We start from the raw sequence: 24508 nt of genomic DNA, 5'->3' as shown, positions 1-24508 counted from the left end.
CAACTCGTCGCCGATGGTCGAGGCGTTCGCCGTAGCGAGCGGCAAGGGCGGGACGGGGAAGACGACCAGCACCCTCGCGCTCGGCATGGCGCTCGCCGAGGACCACGACGTGACCGTCGTCGACGCGGACACGGGGATGGCGAACCTGCTCTTTCATACCGGCCTCGATGACGCGCCGGTGACCCTTCACGATCTGTTGATCGACGGGGCGGCGGTCGCCGTCGACGACGCGGTGTACGAGCGATTCGGGATGAAGGTCGTCCCCTGCGGGACGGAGCTGGCGGCGTTCCGGGCGGCCGACCCCGAGCGCCTGCGGGACGTGGTGGCGGAGTTGGCCGCCGGCACGGACGTGTTGCTCTTGGACTCGCCGGCAGCGCTCGGCTCGAAAAGTGCCGTCCTCCCCGTCGTGCTCGCAGACCGGACGGTGATCGTCCTCCAGCCGACGATTCCCGCGCTCTCGGACGGGCTGAAGGTCCAGGAGTACGCCCGCTCGTACGGCACGGAGACGGCGGGGACACTGTTCAACCGCGTCCGCGACGAGGACGGGATCGAACGGGTCGCCGAGCAGGCCGAGCGTTACTTCGGCGGCGAGACGTTGGGCGTGATCCCGGAGAGCGACGCCGCCCGCGCGGCCCGGACGGCGGGAGAGCCACTATTGGCCCACGCCCCGGATGCGCCGGCGTCGCGGGCCTTCCGCGAGGCGGCAAAGCGACTCGACGTACGCGACGGGGCAAGCGAGAGCGGCGACGTGGCGGATCGCTTCAGGAGCGCGGTCGTCCCGGAGGAAGTGTGACCGCCGGCCGATGAAGATTCCACGCGGCGACCTGATCCGGTCGCGCGTCGTCGACGACCCCGGGACGACGCTTGCGACCGCCCTCGACCGGCGTCTCACCGGCTATGCCGTCTTCGAGCCACAGGACGCGGTCCTCCTCGGCGACGAGACCCGGGGCGTGCTCACCTTCGAGGCGGGCGTCCCCACCCTCGCGTACTGTACCGACACCGACCGCGGGGGTGCGGACGCCCTGAACGACCTCGCGGGACCGGGACCGTACAGCGTCGACCTCTACGAACTCGACGACGCGGACCTGGCCGAGACCCACGAGGCCGACGATCTTCGGGTGCCGCCGGGACTGCCCGCCGAGCGACTGGCCGCGAACCGTGACCTCGTGACCCGAACGCGGGAGGCGGCGCCGGACGAACGCCTCGGCGACGGTGACGGCGACACCGTCGCGGCGTTTCTCGCGGACGAGGCGGGGATCGAGGCCATCCGCGAACAGGCCCGCGAGGAGGCCCGCGCCCGCGCCGAAGAGTGGGGACTGACCGACGCCCTCGACGACTGAGTCGCGCGGCCACGTCACGAACACACACATCTATACCGTCGGCCGACGTAGACGACGACAGCGACGGACAGACGATCATGCAGGAGAACTCTCCCCCCGATTCCAACGCGACTGGAACGTACGACCCGGAGACGGGAGCGTACGTGGTCGACCACCACGAGACGAGCGACGTCGAATTGAGCGTCACCGTCGTCCACGCGGTGCTCGAAGTGACCGGCGCGGACCCGACAGATATCGACCTCAACGCTGTCGTCCGGCCGGATGCGCTGAACCGCATCTTCGGCCACAAACCCGACGGAACCTCCCGCGTGGGCGGGACGCTCACCTTCGAACTCGCGGGATGTCGGGTGACGGTGACCGGCGACGGCGAGGTGCGCGTCGACCCGACCACGTAGTCAGTCGTCGAACGACTCGTTCAGATAGCCTTCGAGGCGCCCAGCGTCGCGTGCGGCGTCCGAGAGCGACACCCGCTTTGCCGAGCGGTCGAACACCACCAGTCCGGCCTCGGCCAGCCGCGGCACGTGCACCGAGGCGAGCGCCGTGAACGCTCGGGTTCGCTCCGCGTCGGTGGGTTCGTCGGTGTCGTTCTCCCAGGCCGCCAGCCGCGCGGCCAGTCGGTCGAGCGTCGTCCCCTCCTCCGCGAGTAGCGAGCGGAGGACGAACCGCCGTCGAGGGTTGCGGAGCAGTTCGTGGAGCGTATCGGTATCGAGAGCGGGCGGCGCCGCGTCGTTATCGATCACCGCGTCGAACAGCGGCCGGAGCGTGTTGACCGTCTGCTCGTCGGTCGCCGACGCATCGGCGCGAACGACCAGCGTGGCGTTCGTGCCCGTGACCGTCTGACTCAGCAGGTGGAGGAACTGGAAGGTTGGTTCGAGACCGCCGGCCTCGACGAACGGGGTGAGGTCGTCGACGTAGACCACGGTGTCGCGGTCGGTGTCGGCCCAGTCGTCGAGATAGAGCGTGACGGCCGTCCCGAGTCGCTGGAGGTTCCCGGGATCGGACATCGTCGTCACCGTCACGTCGCGTCCGGGAAGCGACCGGCGCGACGGGCCGTCGTCTGCCCCCCGCGTGGCGGCCGACCGGCCGAACTCCCCGAAGGAGATCAGGCCGAACGCGGCCGGGAGCGACCCGTGGGACGCCCGCCAGTCGTCGACAGCGGCCGTTGCCGAGCGCTCGGCGGACACCACCAGTACCTCGGCTGCGTCGGGTGTAACGTCTAGTCGGTCGAGCGCATCACGCCCTCCGTCCTGTGTCAACAGTAACGTCGCGGCCGACCGGTCGACGGATCGCTCGCCGCTCGGCGTGCCGCCGTTAACTCCCCCCATAACCCAATCATCACTCTATTGAAGCGAGGGGTGTATAAAGATGCGGCCACCGCGGCGCTACACGACGGGGGGAATCCCCATCCAGAGGAGCGAGCGTAGATAGTCGGAGAGTCCCTGGAGACCCCAGCCAATCCGCGGGAGATAGCCGTGTTCAATGACGTCTGCGATGATATGCGTCCAGACAGCCAATACCAACAGTAAGTAGAACTGCCGTAAGGAGATCGAGGTTCCACATCCACGGAGGTCCGTCGATTGCGAGACTGATGATATCAAACAGATCGACAGATACCCCAGCAATCCCACAAGCGCCGACGACCAGAAGTGGTAGAATCCAGGGTGGATTGGGTCGTACATTCACGCACTACAGTTACTTCGGGGGGATGAAATATCAAGCGAACGAATAATACCCCCCGTTCGTGCACCAGTGGCGCCAGAGTGACGCCCGGCCCGCGCCGTAGCGGTTGGTGATCCGTGGACGACGATCGTGATCGTAGTCACAGAGCGTTACCAATCAGACGTCGGCGGGCACCCGGTCCCGGGCGGTGTCGGCCTCGCCCGGCGGGTCGGTCAACACGTCGACGCGGGTGACCCACTTCACCCGCTCCCAGCAGTCGGCGTCGGGCACGAGGAGGCGCACGGGGCCGCCCCGCTCGGTCGGAATCGGCTCGTCGTCCACCCGAACCGCGAGTAGCGCCGCCCGGAGGCGGTCGAGGGCGAACCCACAGGCGTACTCGGGGTCGACAGAGTGGACCAGCGCGTGGGTCGCCGCCGCGTCAGGCACCGTCCGGTCGACGAGCGTCCCGACACCGATCCCCTGCCACGTCTGTGCCGCCGCCGTCTCGCCGGTACAGGCCGTCGACGACCGCATCGCGTCGTCGGCCGCGAGGTCGGCCACGGACACCGACAGCGGGTCAGCGACGGCGCCGTCGACGGTCAGCGTCCAGCGATCCGGGTCGGCGTCAGTCGGTGGCTCAGAGTGCAGCATCGGTCCGAACGGGACCGCCCACAGGCTTAGCCTTTCGGCCGAACGTGTCCACGGCGGCGCCGCGGTGCCTGGCGACCCCGAAACACGACGGAGCCGGCCACGACACAGCCTGTCACCGAGGCGAAAGATATACCCGTTTCTAATTAGATGTAATTACCAAGATGAGCGACCGGACCGTCTGGTCGGCCCCGGCGACGCATCGGGGCGTCGATTATCTGCTCGCGGCGATGGGCGTCGCGCTGTTCGGCGGCATCGCCGTCGGCGTCGTCTCCGCGCTGCCGCTTCGAGTGGCCGCCGGTGCCGGTTCGCTGCTCGCCGCGTGTCTGTTCGTCGTCTGTCTCGCCCGGTTCCCCCGTCGGTGAGTCCCGCCGTCACCGCCGCCGAACGGCGACGGCGCCGCCGAGCAACGCCAACGCACCCACCGGAACGAGCGGCAGGTCGAACGGGCCGAGAACCGGGACCGGGATGGAGACGCTGGCGGTGAGCACCCCGGGAATGGGGACGACGATACCTAGGAAGGGAATCCGGAACCCGTCGGTTCCGTCGTCGGGCGGGGCGGGTGTCGCCGTCGGGGTGGTGGTGCCGTCGGCACCGTCGTCCGCAGGCGTCTCGGGGGCCGGCGTCGCCGGGTCGTCGGCCGGGGCGGTCACGTTCGTCGAGTTGAGATACTCCGTCCCGCTCGCGTCGCGGACGCGAACGCGAACGTGCGTCTCGTCGTCGAGACCGTCGAGTCGAGTCGCGAAGCGGCCCTCGGGACCGATGTCGACGGGCCGGATGTCGACCAGCCGTCCGGTGTCCGGATCGAGCGTCTCGACGCTCGCGTCGGCGGGCTGTCCCCCCGTGATCCGGCCGCCGACCGAGACAACCCGTCCCTCGGCGTAGCCGGTTCGACGGTCGCTGATGGTGATGTTCGGGCCGAGAAACGTCGACAGCGCGTCAGTCTGGCGCCGTTCGTTGAGCGCGGTGTCGGCCGCCCCCAGCGTGAGGCTGTCGTCGCCGGGCGGGTGATAGACGGTCGTGTTGAAGCTGATACGCTTCCGGTCGGCGTCGGGGCGCGTCGGCCGGCGGAACACCACGCGGTGGCGCACGACCAGCGAGTCGTCGTCTGTCACCCGGACGGTGCCGCCGGGGTACACCGCACAGAGCTGGTCGTCGTGTTCGAACTCGATGAGGTCGGCGGCCGCGCAGATGTCGGTGCCATCGAGGTCCTCGGCGTCGATGTCTGCCTCCACGTCGTCGAGTGTCAGGATCGTATCCTCCAGCCAGACGTCGTGGACCTGGACAGCGTCGCTGACCGTCCCTTCGACGTGGAGACGAGTTGGCGAGCGGTAGCGTACCCGGGTCACGTTCATCGTCGGGGCTGTCCCGTCGTTGACGGTGACGACGACGTGATAGACGGCGATGTTACCGAGGGCGTCCTCGACGGCGATTCGGAAGTAGTTCTCGCCCAGCGCGAGCGTCAGCGTTTTGTTGAACGTGTCACCGGGGGAGTCGAGAAAGTACTTATCGAGTTGGTCCGGATTGCCGTCGCCATCGACGTCGCCGGTCGGTATCTCCACCCCGGGGTGGATCGGCACCTGATCCTCGGGGTCGTAGGCGAACTCTTCACGGTCCTCGTTCTCGTCTTCGTTGTCGTCGCGGACGGGGGCGTACTCGTAGGCGTGTTCGATCCGGACGGCCCGGATCTCGGAGTGATCGTCGATGGTCCCTCCGACCGTCAGGGTGGAGTTGCCGACGCTTCGGCTCGACACCGAGTCGAGGGTGCTGATGGAGTCACCATCGACGACGAAAATCGGGTTCGAGGTGCCGAGACGCTCCAGTGTCTCGGTGTCGTAGCCCGTCGGTCCGCCTTGAAGCGGCGGCGCGAACGTCACCGACGGTGCCATGTTGTCTCTGACGACCGTCGCCGAGTATGTCGTTGCCCCCCCACCCCTGACGACGACGTCGATCCGGTGGTCGCCGCCCTCTAGGTCGAGGACGACGTGTTCCTCGGCCTCTCGGGTCGAGGGCTCGAAGGCGTGTCTGGTCTCCCCATCGACCCTGATCTCGATCAGGGTGACGCGTTCACCGGCCGGCGCCGTCGCGGTCACCGTCAGCCACGGGTCGCTCGTCGTCCGGTGGACCTCACCGAGGTCGAGTGGCGAGCCGTCGACGTTGACACGCACGTCGGGCGAGTCGCCGGTCTGGGCCGCGGCCGGCACGCCGAGCGACGCGACGCCGATGCTCGATACGAGCGCGAGCGTGAGCGCGGCGACGGCGATGCGTTCCTCCATGGGGGACCGTCCTCGTTCGGGTACGTGGACGGGCTGGCTTATGAGTGGTACGGCCCGATTATCAGCGGATGGAGTCGGGTCAGGCCGTCTCGGTCGGGCGGGTTCCGAGTTCCACCTCGACGGTCTGCTCGCTCCCGTCACGCAGGACCGTCAGCGAGACGGTATCACCCGGATCGGTCTCCAAAGCGAGGTAGCTCCCCAGCGTCTCCGCCGTGTTCGTGGTCGTCCCCTCGATGGACAGCAGTACGTCGCCGCCGACGGGGACGGACTCACCGTCGACGACCTCCGGTTCGCTCCCCTGGAGGATCCCCGCGGACGGACCGTCGGTCACCACCTGGGTCACGAGCAGTCCACGCGGCTCTGCGAGGCCGTTCGCCGCGGCGAGCGTCGGGGTGACGGGCGCCAGCGCGGCGCCGAGAAAGGAGTGCTCGAACGAGCCGGTCTCGATGAGTTCCGGAAGCACCCGCCGGGCGAGGGCGGCCGAGATGCCGAAGGCGATGTTGTCGCCGCCGCCGGAGTTGATGACAGCGACCACCGATCCGTCCAGCGCGACCAGCGGCCCGCCGCTGTTGCCCGGGTTGACCGCCGCGTCGGTCTGGATGGCGTCGGGGATGTTGAATCCCGTCGGCGCAGGAACCGACCGGTCGGTGCCGCTGACGACGCCGGTCGTGACCGAGCCGTCGAGGTCGAAGGGGTTGCCGATGGCGACCACCTCCTGTCCGATGACCGCCGGGTCGTCGGCAAACGAGAGCGGCGACGACGACGGGAGGTCTTCGACGGCGATGGCCGCCAGATCACTGTTGGGGTCGGTGCCGACGACCTCTCCCTCGTACCACTCACCCTCGCTCGTCCGGAGTTCGACTGCCGTCGCGTCGCCGACGACGTGGGCGTTCGTCACGACGTGAGCGTCGTCGGAGACGAAGCCTGTACCGCTTCCGTCGTCCGTTCGGACCAGGAGAACCGAATCGATGGTGTCGCGGTACACCTGGGTGTATGGACTGGCGTCGGACGACGACGTGTCGGCCGACGCGCCGTCGTCGCCTCCCGGTGCCGACGCGCCGCATCCGGCGAGTCCCGTTGCCAGCGCGAATCCACCCACACGGAGAAAGCGGCGTCGACTCGTCTCGTCCGCGACCATTACCGGTTATCAGGGGGACAGCGACGAATAGGTTGGGATTACCCTTCGACGAGGCGGCGGAGCTGTGCGGGTGGGACCGCGCCCCGTGCCGCGTGGCCGTCGTACGCGAACGTCGGCACGCCAGTGATCCCCCGCTGTTGGGCGGCCGCGAACTGCTCGTCGACCTGTGTGAACAGGTCGTCGTCGTCGAGCGCCGCCCGGACGACGGATGGGTCACAGCCCGCCGCCTCGGCGCAGTCGACGAGGACGTCCATCTCACCGATGTCGCGACCGTCGGCCCACAGCGCCTCGAAGACTGCGCGGTCGAAGGCCAGCCACGTCTCGTAGTCCTCCGTCTGCTTCAAGCGGTACGAGACGACCTGCGCAGGCCGGGAGTCGACGTCGGTCGCAATCTCCTGAGCCAACTCGACGTCGTACTCCTCACTGAGACGGCGGACGTTCTCCCGCGCCTGGGTGTAGTAGTCCTCGTCTTTGCCGTCGTCGACGGTGGGGTCGATCTCGCCGTCGGCGTCGCGTTTCCCTGCACGGAGGTCGAAGGGTTGCCAGTCGATGGCCAGTGGCTCCGCCCGTTCGGCCTGATACCGGTCGAGAGACTGTCGACCCAGATAACAGAAGGGACAGACGTAATCCGAGTAGACCGTGATGCGCTCGCGAGCCTGAGTGTCGCTCATGTGTTCGCTCGGAGGGCCGCCGGGTAAAAGAGTGCGATCCGGCTGTGGGCCGCCGACACACGACCTCGGGCGAGCGGGGAGATACCCGGCCGCCGCTCACTCGACGATGACGGCGCCTTTCATCCCAAGCGTCCGGTGGGGCGTGCAGGCGTAGCGATAGGTGCCCGACGAGGAGAAGGTGTGTTCGAAGGTGAATCCCTCCTCTCCGTTGAGTTCGCTCTCGAAGGCGCCGCCCTCGGCGGCGACGTTGTGTTGTGCGCCCTGGCCGGTCCACTCCCAGACGACCGTCGTCCCGGTCGAAATCCGGATCGCCGGTGGGTCGTAGGCGAAGGCGCCGCCGTTGCCCTGCGCGCCGACGGATACGGTCACCTGGTCGCTTCCTGTCTCGTCGGCGACGGAGTCGTAGTTGTCGACGTTCGAGAACCACTCCTCGAGTTCGGCGCTCGCACCGCCGTCGCCGCCGCTATCGTCGGCTTCGGTGGCGGTTGCGGTCGCGGTGTCCTCACTCTCGCCGTCGCCGCCACTACCGCTGGCCTCGGTGGCGGTTGCAGTCGGGGTGTCCTCGCTCCCGCCGTCGCCGCCCTCGCCGCCCTCGCCGCCGCCACCGCCGCCGCCACCACCGCCGCTACACCCGGCCAGCCCGCTCAGGCCCCCGAGTGCGAGTGCGCTCGTCGACAGTACGACCGACCGTCGCGTGGGTGAATCGGAGTCGAACATCGTACACGTAGGCGAAGGCACCGGGCCGCCCCGAGCGTTACCCCGAACATATTCGGTTTCGGGGCAGCGGGTGACCGCTCACTCGTCGTCGAGCAGTCCCATGTCCTCGGCCACGAGGTCGGCGAGACGGTCGGCGACGGCGGGATCGACCGTCGCTATCTCCTCGCCGTCGTGGACGTTCTCGTTGTGACTCGCGACCGCGTCGGCAACCGTCGTGAGCGGCACCCGGGTCGTCGTCTCACACGCCGGACAGACGATAGGTACCGTCGGGTCGTCGTCGCTGGTCATCGGTGCCAAACGCTCGCGCCCCAGGATAAAAAGGGCGGGGGAGGGCATCGCGGGTCGGTGCCCGTCGTGGCTCAGTCGTCGGCCTCGCCACGGGCTCGCTCGAACATCGCGAGTGCCGCTTCCCGGCGCTCGCTGTGGTCGACGATAGGGGCGGGATAGTCGGGCGCCGTCCGGTGACGCTGTGTCGGTGACAGTTCGTGCCAGTCGTGGATCAGGTCGGGGTCGACTCCCCGGAGTTCGGGGACGTACTCCCGGATGTACGCGGCGTCGGGGTCGTGGCGTTCGCCCTGGGTCATCGGGTTGAAGATGCGGAAGTAGGGCTGGGCGTCGGTGCCGGTCGAGGCGGCCCACTGCCAGCCGCCGTTGTTGTTTGCGGGGTTGTGATCGACGAGTTTCTGCCGGAACCAGTCGTAGCCCTCACGCCAGTCGATCAGGAGGTCCTTGGTCAGGAAGGAGGCGACGATCATGCGGACGCGGTTGTGCATGTACGCCTCCGCGCGGAGCTGGCGCATGCCGGCGTCGACAATCGGATAGCCCGTCTCTCCGTCCTTCCAGGCTTGAAGCTCCGCAGCGTCGGCCCGCCACTCGATGTCGTGTTCGTAGTCGCGGTAGTTCTCGGTCACCACCTCGGGGTTGAAATAGAGAACGTGGTGGTAGAACTCCCGCCAGGCGAGTTCGCCACGGAACGTCTCGACGGCCTCGCGGGCCTCCTCGTCGGGGGCGTTCTCGCGGGCGCGGACGACCCGGTCGTTGACCGTTCGAATACCCACGGTTCCGTGGGCCAGGTGCGGCGAGAGCCGCGAGGTGGCGTCGGCCGCGGGGCGGTCGCGCGTCGACTCGTAGTCGTAGATCGGTCCCGAGCAGAACTCGTTGAGGCGGTGGCGTGCCGTCTCGTAGCCGCCGGGCGGAATCGTCGCCTCCGGGTCGTCGAAGTCGAGGTCGGCGAGCGTCGGGATGGGCGTCTCGACGCCGGGATCGGCGAGGCGGTCCGCCCCCGGCGCCGCCACCGACGACGCCTTCTCGCGGTCGCGCCACTTCTTCCAGAAGTAGCTGTAGACGGCGTATGGCTCCCCCTGGTTGGTGGTGATCGACCCCGGTTCGTGGTGGAGGTGGTCGTGGACGACCCGGTGGTCGACGCCGTCGGCGGCGAGGCGGTCGGCGACCCGGTCGTCGCGCCGGCGGCCCAACCCGGAGTAGGCCTGCGCCCACGACACCGTGTCGGCGTCGTACTCGTCGGCCAGGCGGGCGAGTTCCGTCGGTGCCTCGCCACGAACGATCAGGAGGTCGCTCTCGCGGGCGCGATACCACTCGCGGAGGGTGGCGAGGCTGTCGCGGACGAACGCCACCCGTGGCGGCGCGGCGTGCGTCAATACGCGCGGATCGAAGACGTAGACCGGCAGTATCGGGTCGTCACCCGTCGTCAGGGCCAGGTTGTCGGACGGGCGGAGATCCGTCCGGTGCCAGTGGAGCCGCATGGGGGCACGTGGGAACGGGGCCGCATAAACGCTCGATTCGTCGGCTGGGATCGAACGGATCGGGGCTTTGATACGGGGGTAGTGGCTATATTCGACAACGGAGCCCTGCCAGTGGACCCACAGTCGCGGAACGCCGCCGATCAACACGTGCTCGCGGCGTACGAGCGCAGCGAGGACAGGACGTTAGAGCTGGAGATTGCAAGAGCGTTCGAACGCCTCGGCGTCGACGTGATGGACCGGGACACACCGTTTCACGAGTTCGTGAACGTCGATGCCCTCCGCAGCCTCCACCGCGAATCGCAGGCGACGCCGATTCAGACGGCGTTCGTCCTCTACGGGTATCGGGTGACGGTCACGGCCGACCGCGTCCGTATCGACGACCCAGCAGATACCGAGTGAGGCTAAGGATAGCACCGTCCATCCGTCCGTAGCGGCGGCGCTACTCCGTCGCGAAGAACCGCCCGTGGAACCCGAAGGGGACGGCGTGGGGGAGCGGCGCCCGAGCCAGGAGAGAGAGCGTCGACGCGTCGAAGACGAGGAGGACGCTCCGGCCGGCGTCGGCGTCGAGGGCGGGGGCGATGACGACGCCGTCGTCCTCGGCGTCACCGTCCGGGCGCTGGACCATGCGCGGCTCCTCGACGTAGAGTCCTCGCCCCCACCACTCGGTCGCCGTCGACCGGTCGAGGTCGACCTTGACGAGACCGTTCGCCCCCTCGCGATCCGTCGCCTGCGCATAGGCGTAGCGGTAGGGCCGCGTTCGAACACCTCGGGGGACCGTGGGGAGGGCGAGACCACCATCGTAGCGGCGGGACCGGTCGACCACGGTGTCGGCCTCGGGGTCGATCCGAAGCCGTTCGAGGCGGCCGTCCGGTGCCGCGTCGAACCCGTCGGTGCCGAGCGTCGACAGCGTGAGCGACCGGACGATGGTGTCGTCGTCGAACGTGACCGGATCGAGCACCACGTCGCCGTCGCGCTGGAAGGCATTGACCGTGTGGAAGGTAAACAGGGGATCGGTCACGGGGTCGGCGACCAGTTCACCCGTCGTCCGGTCGACGACGAGTAGACGGGTGCCGCGGTCGGGGTCCCACTGAAGCATATCGAGTAACCCCTCGCCCCACGGCACGAGCGCCCGCCACACGTCGATCCGGAGCGGCGTCTCGACGAGAACGGCGTAGTCGCGGGTGAGCCCGAAGTCGTGGACGTAGCCGGGACCCGCGGCCGGGACGGAACCAATCGACCGGCGCCGCCCGTCGGCGTCGACGGCGTAGAGCAGGTACTGGGGGCGGCGGCCGAACCGGAGACCGAACCCCACCGTCTCGCCCGTCCGCGGGTCACGTTTCGTGTGTGCGGTCGTCAGGTTCCCCGGAATCCCGTCCCGCCAGCGGAACTCGCCACGAGTTTCGAGCGTGGCGGGATCGAAGGCGATCCATCGTGGTGCCTCCGTCTGTGCGACGTAGCGGTCGCCGATGCGGGCGACGTTGACGTTCGCGTTGTCGGTCGGGGTCGGGGGGCCGAGCGCCCGGAGCCAGCGCACGGCTTGGCGTAGCGGGCCGGCGCCGGTGGCGAACTCGCCCGACGACGACCCCCGGGCCGCGTGCGCTCTGGCCTCGGTCCGGAGAAAGCGGTTCGTATACCGCACCGCGCCGTCGGCGATGGTGTAGCTCCGCAGCATCGCGAGGCCGTCGAACCAGTGGGTCACTCGCTCGTCCCCGATTTCGAACGCCCCGGGGCCGTTGCGGATCAGGCGCCCGGAGAGCCACGCGGGCAGGGTCCCCTCGACGGGGAGCCGACGGTCGGTGTACTCCCGCTCGACGGTCCGAAAGCCCAGTTCGAAGGTGGTTGTCCGCGACACGGTCGGTGATCGGGACGCCAGCGGCAAGAAACCACGATCAGCCGGGCGTCACGCTTAGGCACCCGGCGTCCCGTAAGAGCGTATGACACGCGAGACCGTGACCGTCCGCGGCGTCGAGGTTCCGACGGTCGGCCTCGGTACGTGGCGTCTACGCGGCGACGACTGCCGGCGCGCCGTCGAGACGGCGCTCGAACTGGGGTATCGACACGTCGACACGGCGCAGGCTTACGGCAACGAGCGACAGGTGGGTGCCGCAATCAGGTCGAGTTCGGTCGACCGCGAGGACGTCTTTCTGACGACAAAACTCGACGGCGGGAATCGGGATCAGGAGTCGGTCCGCCGGTCGGTCACCGAGAGCCTCCAGCGTCTCGACACCGACTACCTCGACTGTCTCCTGATCCACTGGCCGAACGGCAAGCCGCCGTTCTCCCCCGTTCACCTGCCGGGCGCGACGCCGCTGGGGGAGACCCTCGACGCGATGGCCGACCTGGTGGCCGACGGGCACGTCCGGCACATCGGCGTCTCGAACTTCGACGTCCGCCTACTCGATAAAGCACGAACGCGATCCGAGGTCCCCATCTTCGCGAACCAGGTACAGTTCAACCCCTACTGGGATCAGCGCAACCTGCTGTCGTACTGCCGTCGTCACGGGGTGCTGGTGACGGCGTACAGCCCACTCTGTCACGGCGGGGTCCTCCGCGACGACGCCCTCGCGGCAGTCGGCCGGCGGTACGACAAGACCGCGGCGCAGGTGGCGCTCCGGTGGGTCATCCAACACGAGGGTGTCCGGACGGTGCCGAAGGCGACGACCCGGGACCACCTCCGGGCGAACCACGACGTGTTCGACTTCGCGTTGACCGACGCGGAGATGGAGCGTCTCCGCCGGCCATCGAAAAGTCGGGCACTCGCGGGCTTCGTCCGGTCGCGGCTGTCGGGGTGAAGAGAGGGCGGCGGAGTGGAAACCGCGCGACTGAAGTCGGCGCCGCGCCGAGCGGCCGGTGATGGAGAACCGATCTCGTTCGGCCGAGTCGGCGCGCGACCCCGCACCGCCCGCCCTGGATTGGTGCGCCGGATACGAGGACGGCGACGCATTCGTCGTCTGTGACCGCCGGAACGCGCGGGCGTGGCTCCGCTCAGAGACGGTCGTCACGCTCGATCCTTGACCGACCGCAGTGTCACTCGTTGGCCGCGCCCGCCCTGATCGCGACGTAGTCGTCCTCGACGGCCGTGACCGTCCCGTCGACGGTGGCGTGGTGGGCGTTGCTGACCCCCGTCCCCGGCGTGGCGATCAACTCGCCGCGCTCGACCGGGTCGCCGGGGGCGACGATGGGATCGGCCGCGGTGACGGGGCCGAGCGCCGGGTTGGAGCACAGCGGCACCCGGACGGTATCGGGATCGAGCGCCGAGGGCATCTCCTCGTGGTCGGCGCCCCACTTCCGGGCGTCGAGGGCGTTGATCCGCCCCTCACCGAGCGTGTGTGTGGCGACCGTCTCCCGATCCAGGAGCAGGACGCCGTTCGTCCGCTTCGAGACGCCGAAGGCCTCCGGGGGGCCGTCGGTTCGGAAACACCACCCTGGACCGCCTTCTAGCAACACCCGGTCGTCCGGCACCGCATCGAGCGGGATGCCGGCGGCGTCGAGCAGATGTGCCGCCGACGTCCCGACGGGCACGTCGAGAAAGCGGTGGTGGGGAACGTCGCCGGCGACGTGGACGAACTTCCGGGTGACGGGCGCCCCGTCGGCCAGGGCGCGACGGAGGTTCGCGAGCGTCTCGACGTTCTGGACGAGCCAGCCACGGTCCATCGGCAGGTCGTCGCCCCCGAGGACGGTATCGTCGACAACTCTGAGGAGCACCTGTTCCATCCCGTACTGGTACCGGTCGGCGCTGTAGGCGAAGACGATGCCGTCGGCCGCGTCGGTGTCGAGGGGGAGGTCTCCGGGGCGGTAGACCGTGGCGTCCGTGGCGGCTTCCAACGGCCGATACCAGTGCCGGTCCGACAGTTTCGGCGCGACAACGACCGTCTCGACGGCCGTCTCCAACAGCGCGTCGAACAACGCCGCGAGGCCGGACGCCCGCTCGCGGCTCAGCCACTTGTCCATGTAGTAAACCGGTTCGCTCTCCTGGGCGTTGACCAGAAGGTGATCCACCTCCTCCAACCGCTGCCACTTCGCGTACGTCGGGAACCCGCTCCCGCCGGCGCCCGCGACGCCGGCGTTGCGGATGGTCGTAGCAATCTCCGGAACCGTCACTTCGCTGAGGCGCGCGAGGCTCATGGCCACCGAATCATGTGTATTGTTATCAAATAACTATATTAAATCATCGTCTTATTGTGATTCGACAGCTGTGGAAAAATACGGACGGGGCGTCAGCAGACCGGCTTCGGGTCGACACCCATCTCGGTCAGTCGCTCCTCGTACTGGGCGTAGGCGACGTCGACGGTCCGGTCGGCGGCCTCGCGGGCCTGATCCCAGTCGTCGTCGCCACAGCAGGCATCGAGGAGTGTGGCTCCGTCGTCGGTCAGTGCCTGCGTCTCGGAGCGCAGCCCCCTGACGGTGTCGGCGGCCTGCTCGTCGGCCTCGTTGACGAAGAAGTTCACCACCTGTAGCAGCGAGCGCTCGCTGACCAACGGGCGGGCGACGAACCCCGCGGCGATCCGTTCGACGGTCGCATCGAGGTCGCGGAGGTGGGCGTGGAGAGCGTCCGAGCCGGGGTCTTCGTCGGGACCGGCGGCGTCTAACAGGTCTCGAACCCGCTCGGCGTGCTCGCGCTCCTGGCTCGCGACGCGGTCGAACGCCACGCGGGCCGTGTCGTTCCCCTCGTCGGCCGCCCACGCCGCGAACGTCGCCGCGGCGCGGCGCTCGGCGTCGAGCGTCGCGTCGAGCACCGACGCCCGGTCGAGCCGAGCCGCCGTCGACGCCACCAGCGCCTTCTCGGAGCCGAGCCGACCCAGTTCGGTCTCGCGATCCGTCCGCACCGTCTCGACTAGCGTGCTCCCGTCCATGGTCGTCCGTAGGGCACCGACAGTCATGAACCCCGCCCCCACGTTTAACGCCGTCGGGGGCGTAGCGACGCCGATGACGGCAGACTCCGCGGAGGCGCTCTCGGCGGCGACGCTCCGGGACCGCCTCGCCGCCGGCGACCCGGTGACGCTGCTCGACGTACGCGACCGTGCGGAGATCGAGCGCTGGCGCATCGAGGCGTCGTCGCTCACCCACGTCCACGTCCCGTACGTGAAGTTCGTCGCTGCGGGCGTCACCGGCGACGTGACCGACCTCCTGCCCGCAGACCGACAGGAGCCGGTGGTGGTCGTCTGCGCACACGGCGCGGCGAGTGCCGAAGTGGCCGAGAAACTCGCGGCCGCCGGCGTCGACGCCCGGAACCTCGCCGACGGCATGGCGGGGTGGGCGCGGCTGTACGACCGTACGGTCGTCGTCGAGGGCGCGGCGACCCTCCACCAGTACCGTCGGCCAGCGAGCGGCTGTCTCGGATACGCTGCCGTCGCGGACGGCGAAATGATTGTCGTCGACCCGTTGCGGGCGTTCGTCGACCGCTACCGGGCCGACGCCGCCGACCTGGGCGTCGACCTGACCTACGCCGTCGACACACACGTCCACGCCGACCACGTGAGCGGGGTGCGGGCCCTCGCGGCGACGACGGGCGCGACGCCCGTGTTGCCCCAGAACGCGGTCGACCGCGGCGTCGCCGACGCCGACACGTTCGAGACGATACGGGACGGCGACCGCCTGCCGGTCGGAGAGGCGGAACTGGCGGCGGTGGGCCTGCCCGGTCACACGACGGGCATGACCGGCTTCGCCGTCGGCGCGGCGGGCGACGCGGACGCCCTCCTGACCGGCGACAGCCTCTTTCTCGACGGCGTTGCGCGCCCCGATCTACAGGAGGACGCCGATCCGGGGACACAGGCCCGAGAGCTGTACGCGACGCTCACCGAGCGGCTGACGCGCTTCCCCGACGCCGTCCTCGTCGCCCCTGGCCACGCCGACGCGGGCGTCGCGTCGGGACCGGCCGTCGCTCGCCTCGGCGACCTGCGGACCCGTCTCGACGCCTTCGAAACCGACGAGGCGGAGTTCGTCGAGCGGACGACACAGGGCGGCGCCGAACCCGCGAACGCCGAGCGGATCGTCGGGATCAACCGTGGGACCGAAACCGTCGACGACGAGACGGCGTTCGAACTCGAACTCGGGCCGAACAACTGCGCCGCGGACGGGTAGCGGGCCATTTATGCCCGTCGCCGGTCACGGACGCCCATGTCATACAATATCGCGGTCATTCCCGGCGACGGCATCGGGAACGAGGTGGTGGAGGCAGTCGAACCGTTGCTGGTCGACAGCGCGGCGGCCCGCGGGGTCGACGTGTCGACGACGTGGTTCGACTGGGGGAGTCAGCGCTACCTCGACGACGGGGCGCTCATGCCCGACGACGGGCTGGACCGGCTGGAATCCTTCGACGCCATCCTCCTCGGGGCCGTTGGCCACCCCGAGGTTCCCGATCACGTCACGCTCAGGGGGCTTCGACTCCCGATCACCAAGGGGTTCAACCAGCACGTCTGTAAGCGCCCCTCGTACCTGTTCGAGGGCGTCGACAGCCCGCTAAAGGGGTACAGCGGCGGTGATATCGACCTCGTGGTCTATCGGCAGAACACGGAAGGGGAGTACGCAGACGTGGGCGGGCGCGAACACCGCGGCTTCGAGAACGAGGTGGCGGTGCAGGCGTCGGTGTTCACCCGGGAGGCGACCGAGGCGGTCGTCCGGCCGGCCTTCGAGGCCGCGAGCGAGCGGAACGGCAAACTGACGAACGTCACGAAGTCCAACGCGCAGGCCCACAGTATGGTCTTCTGGGACGATATCGTCGCGGAGGTGAGCGAGGAGTATCCCGACGTCGAGGTCGAACGCCTGTTGGTCGACGCCGCGAGCATGGACTTTGTGCGCCGTCCCGACGAGTTCGACGTGGTGGTCGCGTCGAATCTCTTTGGCGACATCCTCACCGACATCGGCGGGATCATCAGCGGGAGCCTCGGACTGGCGCCGTCGACGAACATCAACCCCGACGGTACCTACCCCTCGATGTTCGAACCCGTCCACGGTAGCGCCTTCGACATCATGGGCGAGGGGGTCGCCAACCCGCTGGCGACGGTGCTCTCGGGGGCGCTCATGTTCGACCACCTCGGCGAAGGCGCCGTCGCCGACGCGCTCCACGACGCCGTCGCGGCGCAGTTGGCCGACGAGAACGCCCCCCGTACCGCCGACATCGGCGGGAGCGCGACGACGGTTGCAGTCACCGACGACCTGTCCGAGCGGCTGATCGAGTAACAGCCGAGCGCCCACCGCACGCTCACAGCCGCCCGCTTCCGAGGGCCGCGAGCGCGAGACTCCCGGCGAGGACGAGGACGGTGAACGCGGGGGCGGGAAGGTCGAGGAACCGGTCGCCGCCGATGCCGAACAGGACGGCGGCGATGGCGGGACCGGAGCGAAGCGGGCGAGCGCGCAACTGCCGCACGAACGCGCGGACGGACCAGTAGCCGGCGTCGGCGACCGCCTCGAACGACCGGCTCCCGTCTGGGTTCGGGGCGGGCGTGAAGGCCGCGAACGCGTCGCGCTCGACGGTGAGCGTCTCGCCGGTGGCGACCCGCCGGCCGTCGCCGTCGGCGACGCGAAGCAGAGTCACCGACCCGTCGGTCACGCCAACGACGCGGTAGACACCGGGGGGATACCCGGCGTCGTCGGGAGGGAAGACGTGATCGTAGACGGCGGGCGACGACATCGACGGTGGTAGGCGGCACGGACGCAAAACTGGTCGGTTGCGCCGGTGAGAGGTCGACGGGTGGACACACATTTGGAAGTGGTCGTGAATTCGTGTCTGACCCCGTACAACTTCTATTATCATCCGAAATAACTAGATGAACGGGTTAAATAATCGGGGGAGGTTGAATTCGACCAATGAGTCAGACGGGGAAATCGACACACGGGGACGAGCGACACCGGGCAGACGATCTGTGGGAGGCGTACCTCGACGCGTCGGAGCTGGAGTCGGATGCGGCCGACGAGACGGACCGCCTCCAGCAGGAACGGGACTTCTGGAAGTCGATGTTCAGCCAGTTGGTCGGGGAGTTTCCGGAAGGGGTGCTGGTGACGGCACCGGACGGGACGCTCACGCACTGGAACGAGACGCTCGAACGCCAACTCGACATCCCGCGGTCGGCGGCAATCGGTGAGAACGCGTACGACGTCATCGGGACGGAGAACGCCGAGGAGACGCTCGCGGAGACGGTCGCCCGGACCGGCGAGACGATTCGGGAGGACGACATCAGAGAGGTGCCGACGACCGACGCCATCTTCCAGACGTACGGTGTGCCGCTGTGTGGCCCGGACGGCACCGTCGCCGGGGCGTTCGAGGTGGCCGCCGACGTCTCCGACCACGTGGAACAGCAGCGCGAACTCGAACGACTCCAGCAACAGGTCGGCGGGGACGTTCGGTCGAAGCTGACGGATCTTGTCGACGGCATCGACGACACGGTCGAGATTACGGACGAGGTCGAGTCGTTCGCCGAGGAACAGACAGGTCGCATGGAACAGGTCGCCGACGAGGTGGCCGAGCAGTCGGCGACAATCGAGGAGATTGCGGCCAGTACCGAACAGGTCAGTCAGGCGGCCCAGCGTGCCCGCACCCGGGCGGAGGAAGGCTCGGAGACGGCCGGGACAGCCATCGACCGGATGGACGCGGTCCGCGAATCGGCCGACGGCGCCAGAGAGACAATCGACGACCTCACCGAGCAGGCAGACGAGATGCGGGAGATCATCGACGTGATCAACGACATTGCAGACCAGACGAACCTGCTGGCACTCAACGCCAGTATCGAGGCGGCGCGGGCCGGCGAGGCCGGGGAGGGCTTTGCCGTCGTCGCCGACGAGGTCAAGAGCCTCGCCGGAGAATCCCAGACCCGGGCCAGCGAGATCGAGGAGATGATAACCGAGATGGTGGCCGCGACCGAGCGCACCGCCCAGGAACTCGACGAGACGGCCGCAGAGATCGACGACGGAATCGACGCAGTCAGTGCGACGGTCGATGCGCTCTCCGAGATCCAGTCGGCAATCGGCGAGACCGCGACCGGCGCGGCGGAGGTGGCCGACGCGACGGACGACCACGCGGCGAGTACCGAGGAGGTCGCGGCCACGGTCGACGAGGTGGTCGACGCACTGTCGACGCTCGAGGAACAACTCATCGAGTTGGGCGAGGTCACGAGTCAACAGTACCGGCAGGTCGAGGCCACCGAGGAGACAGTGACGAGGCTGATCGAGGACAGCGGTTGATTCCGGCCGAACCGTCGCACACCCGCACTGGTCGTCACCGTCGGCGACGACACCGCCCGTTTCGAACGCGAGTTCGGAGGGTGACCAGCGACCGTCGCCACGAGGGACGGTAGATTAAACAGCACATGCGTCGTTGCCGGAGTATGTCGAATCGAGGGCAGGTGCTGTGCGTCGAGGGGAAGGCCCAGTCGGGGATGGCCACGGCCCTCGCAGCGGCGGCGGATTTCGAGGTGCGTTCGGCGTCGACGGTTGCGGCGGCGCTCGAACGGCTTTCGGAGCGCTCGGCCGACTGTGTTGTCTCCGGAGCAGACCTACCGGACGGTGACGGGTTCGATCTCTTCGACGCGGTGCGAACGGTCGACCCCGACGTGCCGGTCGTTCTGCATCCGGCGGCGGGGTCCGAAGCGCTCGCGGCCGAGGCGGTCAGATCGGGGGTCACCGACTACGTGCCGGGGGACGCGGGGAGCGACCGACTCGCGGCGCGCGTGACGGCCGCAGTCGAGGGGTCGAGAACCGCAGGACTGAATCGTGGACCGGCGCAAGTCGTCGACCTGGTTCGGTCGGTCCAGTCGAAACTCGTCCGGGCGCGAACGCCCGACGCGGTCGACCGCGGGGTGTGTGAGGCCCTCGTCGGCGCGGACCCGTACGTGTTCGCCTGGATCGGTGACCACGACGAGGCGAGCGGCAAGGTAGTGCCACGAGCCTCGGCGGGGATCGAGATCGGGTATCTGGACGACATCGCGGTCAGAGCGGACGACGGGGAACTCGCCGAGGGACCCACGGGACAGGCAGTCCGGACGCACGAACTCCAAGTCGTCCAGAGTATCCCGTCGGAACCGGGGTACGAACCGTGGCGAGGGGACGCGACGGAGCGGCGGTACCGCTCCAGCGCCGCGATTCCCCTGGTCCACGAGGGGACGCTGTACGGCGTGTTGAACGTCTACGCCGACCGGACGGGGGCGTTCGACCCCGCGGAGACTGCGCTGTTGGGTGATCTCGGTGACAACATCGCCCAGGCCCTCCACCGCGTCCGCCTCCGGGAACGGTACGAGGCTCAGTACCGGGACCTGTTCGAGGAGGCGCCGGTGATGATCGTCCTGACCGACGACTCGCCGACAGGTCCGGTCGTCAAGGACTGCAACCGCCGGTTCGCCGCGAAAATCGGGTGGACACGCGAGGAACTCCAGGGGCGGCCGGTAGCCGACCTGTACACCGACGCGGCGGCGACGAAGCTCCTCGAAGAGGGTGGCTACGAACGGGCACTCGCTGGCGAGTTCGTCACCGCCGAGCGGACGCTCCGCACGCGGACCGGGGAAGTCCTGGAGACGCTGTTGCAGGCGACGCCACGGCGGAACGCCGAGGGCGAAATCGTCGGCACGCACGCGCTGTACGTCGACATGACGGAGCGCAAGCGGGCCCGGCAGGTGATCGACCAGGCCGAAGCCATGGAGGCGTCGATGGATGGGATGGCGATCCTCGACGGCGACGAGTACGTCTACGCCAACCGCGCCCACGCGGACATCTACGGGTACGACAGCCCCGAGGCGCTCGTCGGCAGTTCCTGGCGGATCAACTACGACGACGCGGGCATCGAGCAGTTCGAGTCGTCGGTTCTCCCGTCGGTCGAGGCGGGAGCGGAGTGGCGTGGCGAGGCCACCGGCGTGCGCGCGGACGGGAGCCGCTTCCCGCAGGAACTCTCCTTGAGTCCGCTGTCCGACGGGCGATACATCTGTGTCGTCCGCGACATCACCGAGCGTCACCGATACGAGGAACGACTGGAGCGCCAGCGGGACAACCTCGAAATCCTGAATCAGGTGGTACGCCACGACATTCGCAACGACCTGCAGGTGGTGCTCGGCTACGCGGAGTCGATCCGGCGGTTCGTCGAGGACGAGCGCCTGGACCACGTCGAGCAGGTCGTCAGGAACGCACGCGACGCCGTCGAGATCACCGAGACGGCCGGCGACGTGGCCGAGGTGATGCTCACGGCCGACACCGAGACGGCGCCGGTCGGGATTAGACGACCGCTCATCGACCAAATCGAAGAGAGCAGAGCCGCCTACGCGGACGCCGTGGTGACAACGGAGGGGTCGATCCCCGACGCGACGGTCCGGGCCGACGACATGCTCGGCTCGGTGTTTCGAAATCTGCTCACGAACGCCATCGAACACAACGACGCCGCGGTCTGTGAGGTGACGGTCGCCGCGCGTCGAACCGACGACCGGATCACCGTTCGGATCGCCGACAACGGCCCCGGTATCCCGGACGAGCGCAAGGAAGCCATCTTCGAGGAAGGCGAGGCGGGTCTCGACGGGGGCACCGGCCTGGGCCTGTACTTGGTCGAGACGCTCGTCGACCGCTACGGGGGCGACATCCGCGTCGAGGACAACCACCCGACGGGCGCCGTCTTTGCCGTCGAGTTTCCGATCGTGGAGTGAGGCTACGGCGACCGCTCGCCCGCCGGGACCGTCGTCTCCAGCCAGTTCTCCTCGGGCGGGAGCGGACAGGAGAAGGTGTCGCTGAACGCACAGAACGGCGTGTACGCCAGATTGAAATCGAGTGGGACCCGGTCGCCGTCCGCCAGGCTCCCCTCGGGGCTGAGCTCCATGTACCGGCCACCGTGGTAGGTCTGCTGTCCGGTCGTCTTATCCCGGAAGGGGAGGAACAGATCGTCGCTGTCGGCCCCTTCCTGTCGGTAGGCGTGCAGTGAGTGGGTGTCGCCGCCGAGGTCGAATCGCAGGGTGGCGACCCGCAGATATCGAACCGTACGGTCGTCGCTCGTCTCCATCTCGATCGGTTCGGGGTCGTCGTGGAGGGTCACAGTCGCCTCGACGCGGTAGTCGGGGGCAGGGTCGAAGTAGTCGAGACCGTCGAAGTCGTCGCGGCGCTCCGGGGGCAGCGGCGAGGCGCGGGCCTCGGCAAACGCGCGGTCCTTCTCGGCACGCTTCGCGCGCAGGCGCTCGGCGTAGTCGTCGTCGTGATCGGTCATACTCCTCCGTTCCGCGTCGACGGGTTTCAGACTGCCGGCTGGCCCCGACGACCCCGGTGACGCCGACGTCACCGGGTAGCATGCACGTCCGCGAACGCCTATACCCGCGCGGACCCTACCGTGGACCATGCGAAACCACCGACGCGTCCGACGGGAGGCCTCGACGTGAGCGACCCGCACGGAAGCCAGCCGCTCGTGACGGGAGGAACACCGGTGGCCGAGGCGTCGGCCGCGGCCGTCCTCGTCCACGGCCGGGGAGCGACCGCCCGAAGTATCCTCCGGATGGGGGCGGAGTTCGGCGTCGAGGGCGTGGCCTATCTCGCCCCGCAGGCCGCTCGCAACACCTGGTATCCCAACCCCTTCACCGCGCCTGTGGAGTCGAACGAGCCCGGCCGCTCGTCCGGGCTAGACGCCGTCGCCGAGGCCGTGAGCGAGGCGACCGACGCCGGGATTCCGCCCGAGCGTGTCCTCCTGTTGGGCTTCTCGCAGGGAGCCTGTCTCGCCAGCGAGTTCGTCGCTCGCAGCCCGCGGCGATACGGCGGGATGGCGGCGCTCAGTGGGGGTCTCATCGGCGAGCGGATCGACCCCGACGACTACGCGGGCGATCTGGCCGGCACGCCGGTCTTTTTCGGCTGTAGCGACGTCGACCCCCACATCCCCGCAGAGCGAGTCCACGAGTCGGCGGCGGTCTTCGAGCGTCTAGAGGGCGACGTGACCACGCGACTCTACGAGGGGATGGGCCACACGGTCAACGCTGACGAGCGCGAACGCGTGCGGGCGATGCTGTCGGCGCTGGTAGACTGACCGGTGGTCAGGCCGCCGACTCGTTTGCCCGAAGATTTCTGTCGAGGAAGGTCAGGGTCCGGTTCCAGGCGTCCCGCGTGGCGTTCGGGCGGAAGCTCTCGCCGCTCGGGTTGGCGAAGGCGTGGCCCGCTCCCTCGTAGACGTACACCTCGTGTTCGACGCCGACGGTGTCGAGCGTCCGGTTGAACGCACGGACGTTCTCGATTCCGACCACCTGGTCCTCGGAGCCGAAGACCCCGAGGACGGGGCCGTCGATGGCACGCAGCGTCGATTCGTTCGTCGCGAGCGTCCCGTAGTAGATGACCGTCGCGTTCAGATCGGCCTCACTCAGGCTCAACTGGAGGCTCTGGCCGCCACCGAAACACCAGCCGAGGCTGGCGACCCGGTCGGTGGTGTCGGAGCGGTCACGGAGTCCGGACACCGCACCACTCATCTTCGAGACGGCGGCGTCGGGGTTCTCGCGCACCTGCCCCGACAACTGCGCCGCCTCGGAGGAGTTCGTCGCCACCTCGCCGTCGTAGAGGTCGACCGCGAAGACGACGTAGCCGTGGCCGGCGAGAATGTCGGCCATGTGTTCGATGTTCTCGTTGAGGCCCCACCACTCGTGGATCATGACGACGGCGGGATACTCGCCGTCGTCGGCCGGGCGGGCGAGGTAACCGGGCGTGCCGTCGATGGTCGTCCGTTCGGACGTGATCGCCGAGAGGTTCTCGGCGCCAAAGATGTCCGCGTTACCGCCCGACGCGACCGCCTGACAGGTGCCGTTCTTCTCGATGGCACCGGGTTGACAGCCCATGTGTGGCGTCTGCGTGTAGGACGCCTCGGTGTCGGCCGGGGTTTCGGTCGGCGCCGGGGTCGACGTCGGAGATGGACGGTCGGTCGCGGTCTGGGTCGCAGTCTGCGCCCCGTCGCCGGGGAGCACTCCCGAACAGCCACTCAGGAGTACTAGGACGGCGACGAAAATTGGGAGGAGCCGGGTGCCGGGCATTTCATCCGGGAAACGGGACGGACCGGCAAAACCGTGTCGCCAGGGCGACCGTTACTGCCAGGTCGTGTAGAACAGGACGGCGATGCCGACGGCCTCCAGAACCTGGAGGATCATCATGACCTCGACCGCCAGCGGCGGCATTGCCGGGGCGTTGAAGTAGAAGTACAGTGCCACGACGTTCTCCGCGAGGAGGAGGGTCCCGAAGAGGATCAGCCCGCGGAGAACGCCTCCCGGAACCGCGCGGTAGTTGCGGATCCAGATGCTCAACAGCCCGAGCAATAGGACGATATTGACCCCCGCGGCGATCCGTGCCGCGTCGACCATTAGACTCATCGCTC

The 24508-nt window shown here is 68.6% G+C and carries 28 protein-coding genes; 12 read left to right on the top strand and 16 right to left on the bottom strand.

Annotated elements, in window-relative coordinates; translation table 11 throughout:
- The first annotated feature begins 13 nt into the window (after window positions 1-13).
- The 3 genes from NO878_RS12670 (at window position 14) to NO878_RS12660 (ending at window position 1735) form a co-directional block, all read left to right on the top strand.
- Entirely contained in the window at window positions 14-793 is a 780-nt protein-coding gene (locus NO878_RS12670) for a nucleotide-binding protein (protein ID WP_256406364.1), read from the top strand.
- Window positions 794-803: 10 nt separating this feature from the next.
- Window positions 804-1340: a DUF8054 family protein gene (locus NO878_RS12665; protein ID WP_256406363.1), complete on the top strand. Its 537-nt coding sequence runs from the start codon at window positions 804-806 to the stop codon at window positions 1338-1340.
- Between the two features lie 77 nt (window positions 1341-1417).
- Entirely contained in the window at window positions 1418-1735 is a 318-nt protein-coding gene (locus NO878_RS12660; protein WP_256406362.1) for a HalOD1 output domain-containing protein, read from the top strand.
- On the opposite strand, the gene NO878_RS12655 is transcribed toward NO878_RS12660, so the two are convergent.
- The 3 genes from NO878_RS12655 to NO878_RS12645 form a co-directional block, all read right to left on the bottom strand.
- A complete protein-coding gene (locus tag NO878_RS12655; RefSeq protein WP_256406361.1) occupies window positions 1736-2665 on the bottom strand; it encodes an ERAP1-like C-terminal domain-containing protein in 930 nt (309 codons plus the stop codon).
- Between the two features lie 57 nt (window positions 2666-2722).
- Window positions 2723-3019: a hypothetical protein gene (locus tag NO878_RS12650; protein ID WP_256406360.1), complete on the bottom strand. Its 297-nt coding sequence runs from the start codon at window positions 3017-3019 to the stop codon at window positions 2723-2725.
- Between the two features lie 157 nt (window positions 3020-3176).
- Entirely contained in the window at window positions 3177-3650 is a 474-nt protein-coding gene (locus NO878_RS12645; protein ID WP_256406359.1) for a molybdopterin-dependent oxidoreductase, read from the bottom strand.
- 161 nt (window positions 3651-3811) lie between these two features.
- Here NO878_RS12645 and NO878_RS12640 point away from each other — a divergent pair, with 161 nt between their 5' ends.
- A complete protein-coding gene (locus NO878_RS12640) occupies window positions 3812-4012 on the top strand; it encodes a DUF8015 family protein (RefSeq protein WP_256406358.1) in 201 nt (66 codons plus the stop codon).
- 9 nt (window positions 4013-4021) lie between these two features.
- Here NO878_RS12640 and NO878_RS12635 read toward each other — a convergent pair whose 3' ends face one another.
- The 6 genes from NO878_RS12635 to NO878_RS12610 form a co-directional block, all read right to left on the bottom strand.
- Window positions 4022-5923: a hypothetical protein gene (locus NO878_RS12635; RefSeq protein ID WP_256406357.1), complete on the bottom strand. Its 1902-nt coding sequence runs from the start codon at window positions 5921-5923 to the stop codon at window positions 4022-4024.
- A gap of 79 nt (window positions 5924-6002) precedes the next feature.
- Window positions 6003-7061 carry a S1C family serine protease gene (locus NO878_RS12630; protein WP_256406356.1) on the bottom strand — a complete coding sequence of 353 codons (1059 nt, stop codon included), beginning with the start codon at window positions 7059-7061 and terminating at the stop codon, window positions 6003-6005.
- Between the two features lie 38 nt (window positions 7062-7099).
- Complete coding sequence (locus NO878_RS12625) at window positions 7100-7732, bottom strand: DsbA family oxidoreductase (protein ID WP_256406355.1); 633 nt, start codon at window positions 7730-7732, stop codon at window positions 7100-7102.
- Between the two features lie 96 nt (window positions 7733-7828).
- Window positions 7829-8449, bottom strand: a complete 621-nt coding sequence (locus NO878_RS12620; protein ID WP_256406354.1) for a halocyanin domain-containing protein — start codon at window positions 8447-8449, stop codon at window positions 7829-7831.
- Between the two features lie 78 nt (window positions 8450-8527).
- The gene (locus NO878_RS12615) at window positions 8528-8737 is read right to left on the bottom strand and encodes a DUF8149 family protein (protein WP_256406353.1); all 210 of its coding nucleotides are present in this window, start codon (window positions 8735-8737) and stop codon (window positions 8528-8530) included.
- A gap of 71 nt (window positions 8738-8808) precedes the next feature.
- Window positions 8809-10212 (bottom strand): cryptochrome/photolyase family protein, encoded by a 1404-nt coding sequence (locus NO878_RS12610; RefSeq protein ID WP_256406352.1) that lies wholly within the window; start codon window positions 10210-10212, stop codon window positions 8809-8811.
- A 111-nt stretch (window positions 10213-10323) separates the two neighbouring features.
- On the opposite strand from NO878_RS12610, the gene NO878_RS12605 reads away from it, so the two are divergent.
- Complete coding sequence (locus tag NO878_RS12605; RefSeq protein WP_256406351.1) at window positions 10324-10611, top strand: HalOD1 output domain-containing protein; 288 nt, start codon at window positions 10324-10326, stop codon at window positions 10609-10611.
- 40 nt (window positions 10612-10651) lie between these two features.
- Here NO878_RS12605 and NO878_RS12600 read toward each other — a convergent pair whose 3' ends face one another.
- The gene (locus NO878_RS12600; protein ID WP_256406350.1) at window positions 10652-12064 is read right to left on the bottom strand and encodes a carotenoid oxygenase family protein; all 1413 of its coding nucleotides are present in this window, start codon (window positions 12062-12064) and stop codon (window positions 10652-10654) included.
- Between the two features lie 82 nt (window positions 12065-12146).
- Between NO878_RS12600 and NO878_RS12595 the strand changes: the two genes are divergently transcribed.
- Window positions 12147-13004 (top strand): aldo/keto reductase, encoded by an 858-nt coding sequence (locus NO878_RS12595; protein ID WP_256406349.1) that lies wholly within the window; start codon window positions 12147-12149, stop codon window positions 13002-13004.
- Between the two features lie 61 nt (window positions 13005-13065).
- A complete protein-coding gene (locus tag NO878_RS12590; protein ID WP_256406348.1) occupies window positions 13066-13227 on the top strand; it encodes a DUF7331 family protein in 162 nt (53 codons plus the stop codon).
- A 12-nt stretch (window positions 13228-13239) separates the two neighbouring features.
- Here NO878_RS12590 and NO878_RS12585 read toward each other — a convergent pair whose 3' ends face one another.
- Together NO878_RS12585 and NO878_RS12580 are read right to left on the bottom strand one after the other, a co-directional pair.
- Entirely contained in the window at window positions 13240-14337 is a 1098-nt protein-coding gene (locus tag NO878_RS12585; protein ID WP_256406347.1) for an NADH dehydrogenase subunit, read from the bottom strand.
- Window positions 14338-14429: 92 nt separating this feature from the next.
- Complete coding sequence (locus NO878_RS12580) at window positions 14430-15065, bottom strand: hypothetical protein (protein WP_256406346.1); 636 nt, start codon at window positions 15063-15065, stop codon at window positions 14430-14432.
- A 73-nt stretch (window positions 15066-15138) separates the two neighbouring features.
- On the opposite strand from NO878_RS12580, the gene NO878_RS12575 reads away from it, so the two are divergent.
- A complete protein-coding gene (locus NO878_RS12575) occupies window positions 15139-16293 on the top strand; it encodes an MBL fold metallo-hydrolase (RefSeq protein WP_256406345.1) in 1155 nt (384 codons plus the stop codon).
- A 36-nt stretch (window positions 16294-16329) separates the two neighbouring features.
- The gene (locus NO878_RS12570; RefSeq protein WP_256406344.1) at window positions 16330-17391 is read left to right on the top strand and encodes an isocitrate/isopropylmalate dehydrogenase family protein; all 1062 of its coding nucleotides are present in this window, start codon (window positions 16330-16332) and stop codon (window positions 17389-17391) included.
- Between the two features lie 22 nt (window positions 17392-17413).
- On the opposite strand, the gene NO878_RS12565 is transcribed toward NO878_RS12570, so the two are convergent.
- Window positions 17414-17842 (bottom strand): hypothetical protein, encoded by a 429-nt coding sequence (locus NO878_RS12565; protein WP_256406343.1) that lies wholly within the window; start codon window positions 17840-17842, stop codon window positions 17414-17416.
- A gap of 176 nt (window positions 17843-18018) precedes the next feature.
- Between NO878_RS12565 and NO878_RS12560 the strand changes: the two genes are divergently transcribed.
- Complete coding sequence (locus NO878_RS12560) at window positions 18019-19389, top strand: methyl-accepting chemotaxis protein (protein ID WP_256406342.1); 1371 nt, start codon at window positions 18019-18021, stop codon at window positions 19387-19389.
- A 143-nt stretch (window positions 19390-19532) separates the two neighbouring features.
- Window positions 19533-21827: a PAS domain S-box protein gene (locus NO878_RS12555; protein WP_256406341.1), complete on the top strand. Its 2295-nt coding sequence runs from the start codon at window positions 19533-19535 to the stop codon at window positions 21825-21827.
- A 2-nt stretch (window positions 21828-21829) separates the two neighbouring features.
- Here NO878_RS12555 and NO878_RS12550 read toward each other — a convergent pair whose 3' ends face one another.
- Window positions 21830-22378 (bottom strand): DUF1684 domain-containing protein, encoded by a 549-nt coding sequence (locus tag NO878_RS12550; RefSeq protein ID WP_256406340.1) that lies wholly within the window; start codon window positions 22376-22378, stop codon window positions 21830-21832.
- Between the two features lie 165 nt (window positions 22379-22543).
- On the opposite strand from NO878_RS12550, the gene NO878_RS12545 reads away from it, so the two are divergent.
- Window positions 22544-23182, top strand: coding sequence for an alpha/beta hydrolase (locus NO878_RS12545; RefSeq protein ID WP_256406339.1), 639 nt, complete (start codon window positions 22544-22546; stop codon window positions 23180-23182).
- Window positions 23183-23189: 7 nt separating this feature from the next.
- Here NO878_RS12545 and NO878_RS12540 read toward each other — a convergent pair whose 3' ends face one another.
- Together NO878_RS12540 and NO878_RS12535 are read right to left on the bottom strand one after the other, a co-directional pair.
- Entirely contained in the window at window positions 23190-24170 is a 981-nt protein-coding gene (locus tag NO878_RS12540) for a dienelactone hydrolase family protein (protein WP_256406338.1), read from the bottom strand.
- A 51-nt stretch (window positions 24171-24221) separates the two neighbouring features.
- Complete coding sequence (locus NO878_RS12535) at window positions 24222-24503, bottom strand: DUF8036 family membrane protein (RefSeq protein ID WP_256406337.1); 282 nt, start codon at window positions 24501-24503, stop codon at window positions 24222-24224.
- Window positions 24504-24508 lie beyond the last annotated feature (5 nt).

The organism is Haloplanus ruber, assembly GCF_024494725.1.
GTDB lineage: Archaea > Halobacteriota > Halobacteria > Halobacteriales > Haloferacaceae > Haloplanus > Haloplanus ruber.
Note: the sequence above shows the minus strand (reverse complement) of the source record. Positions and strands in the feature narration are given on the sequence as shown.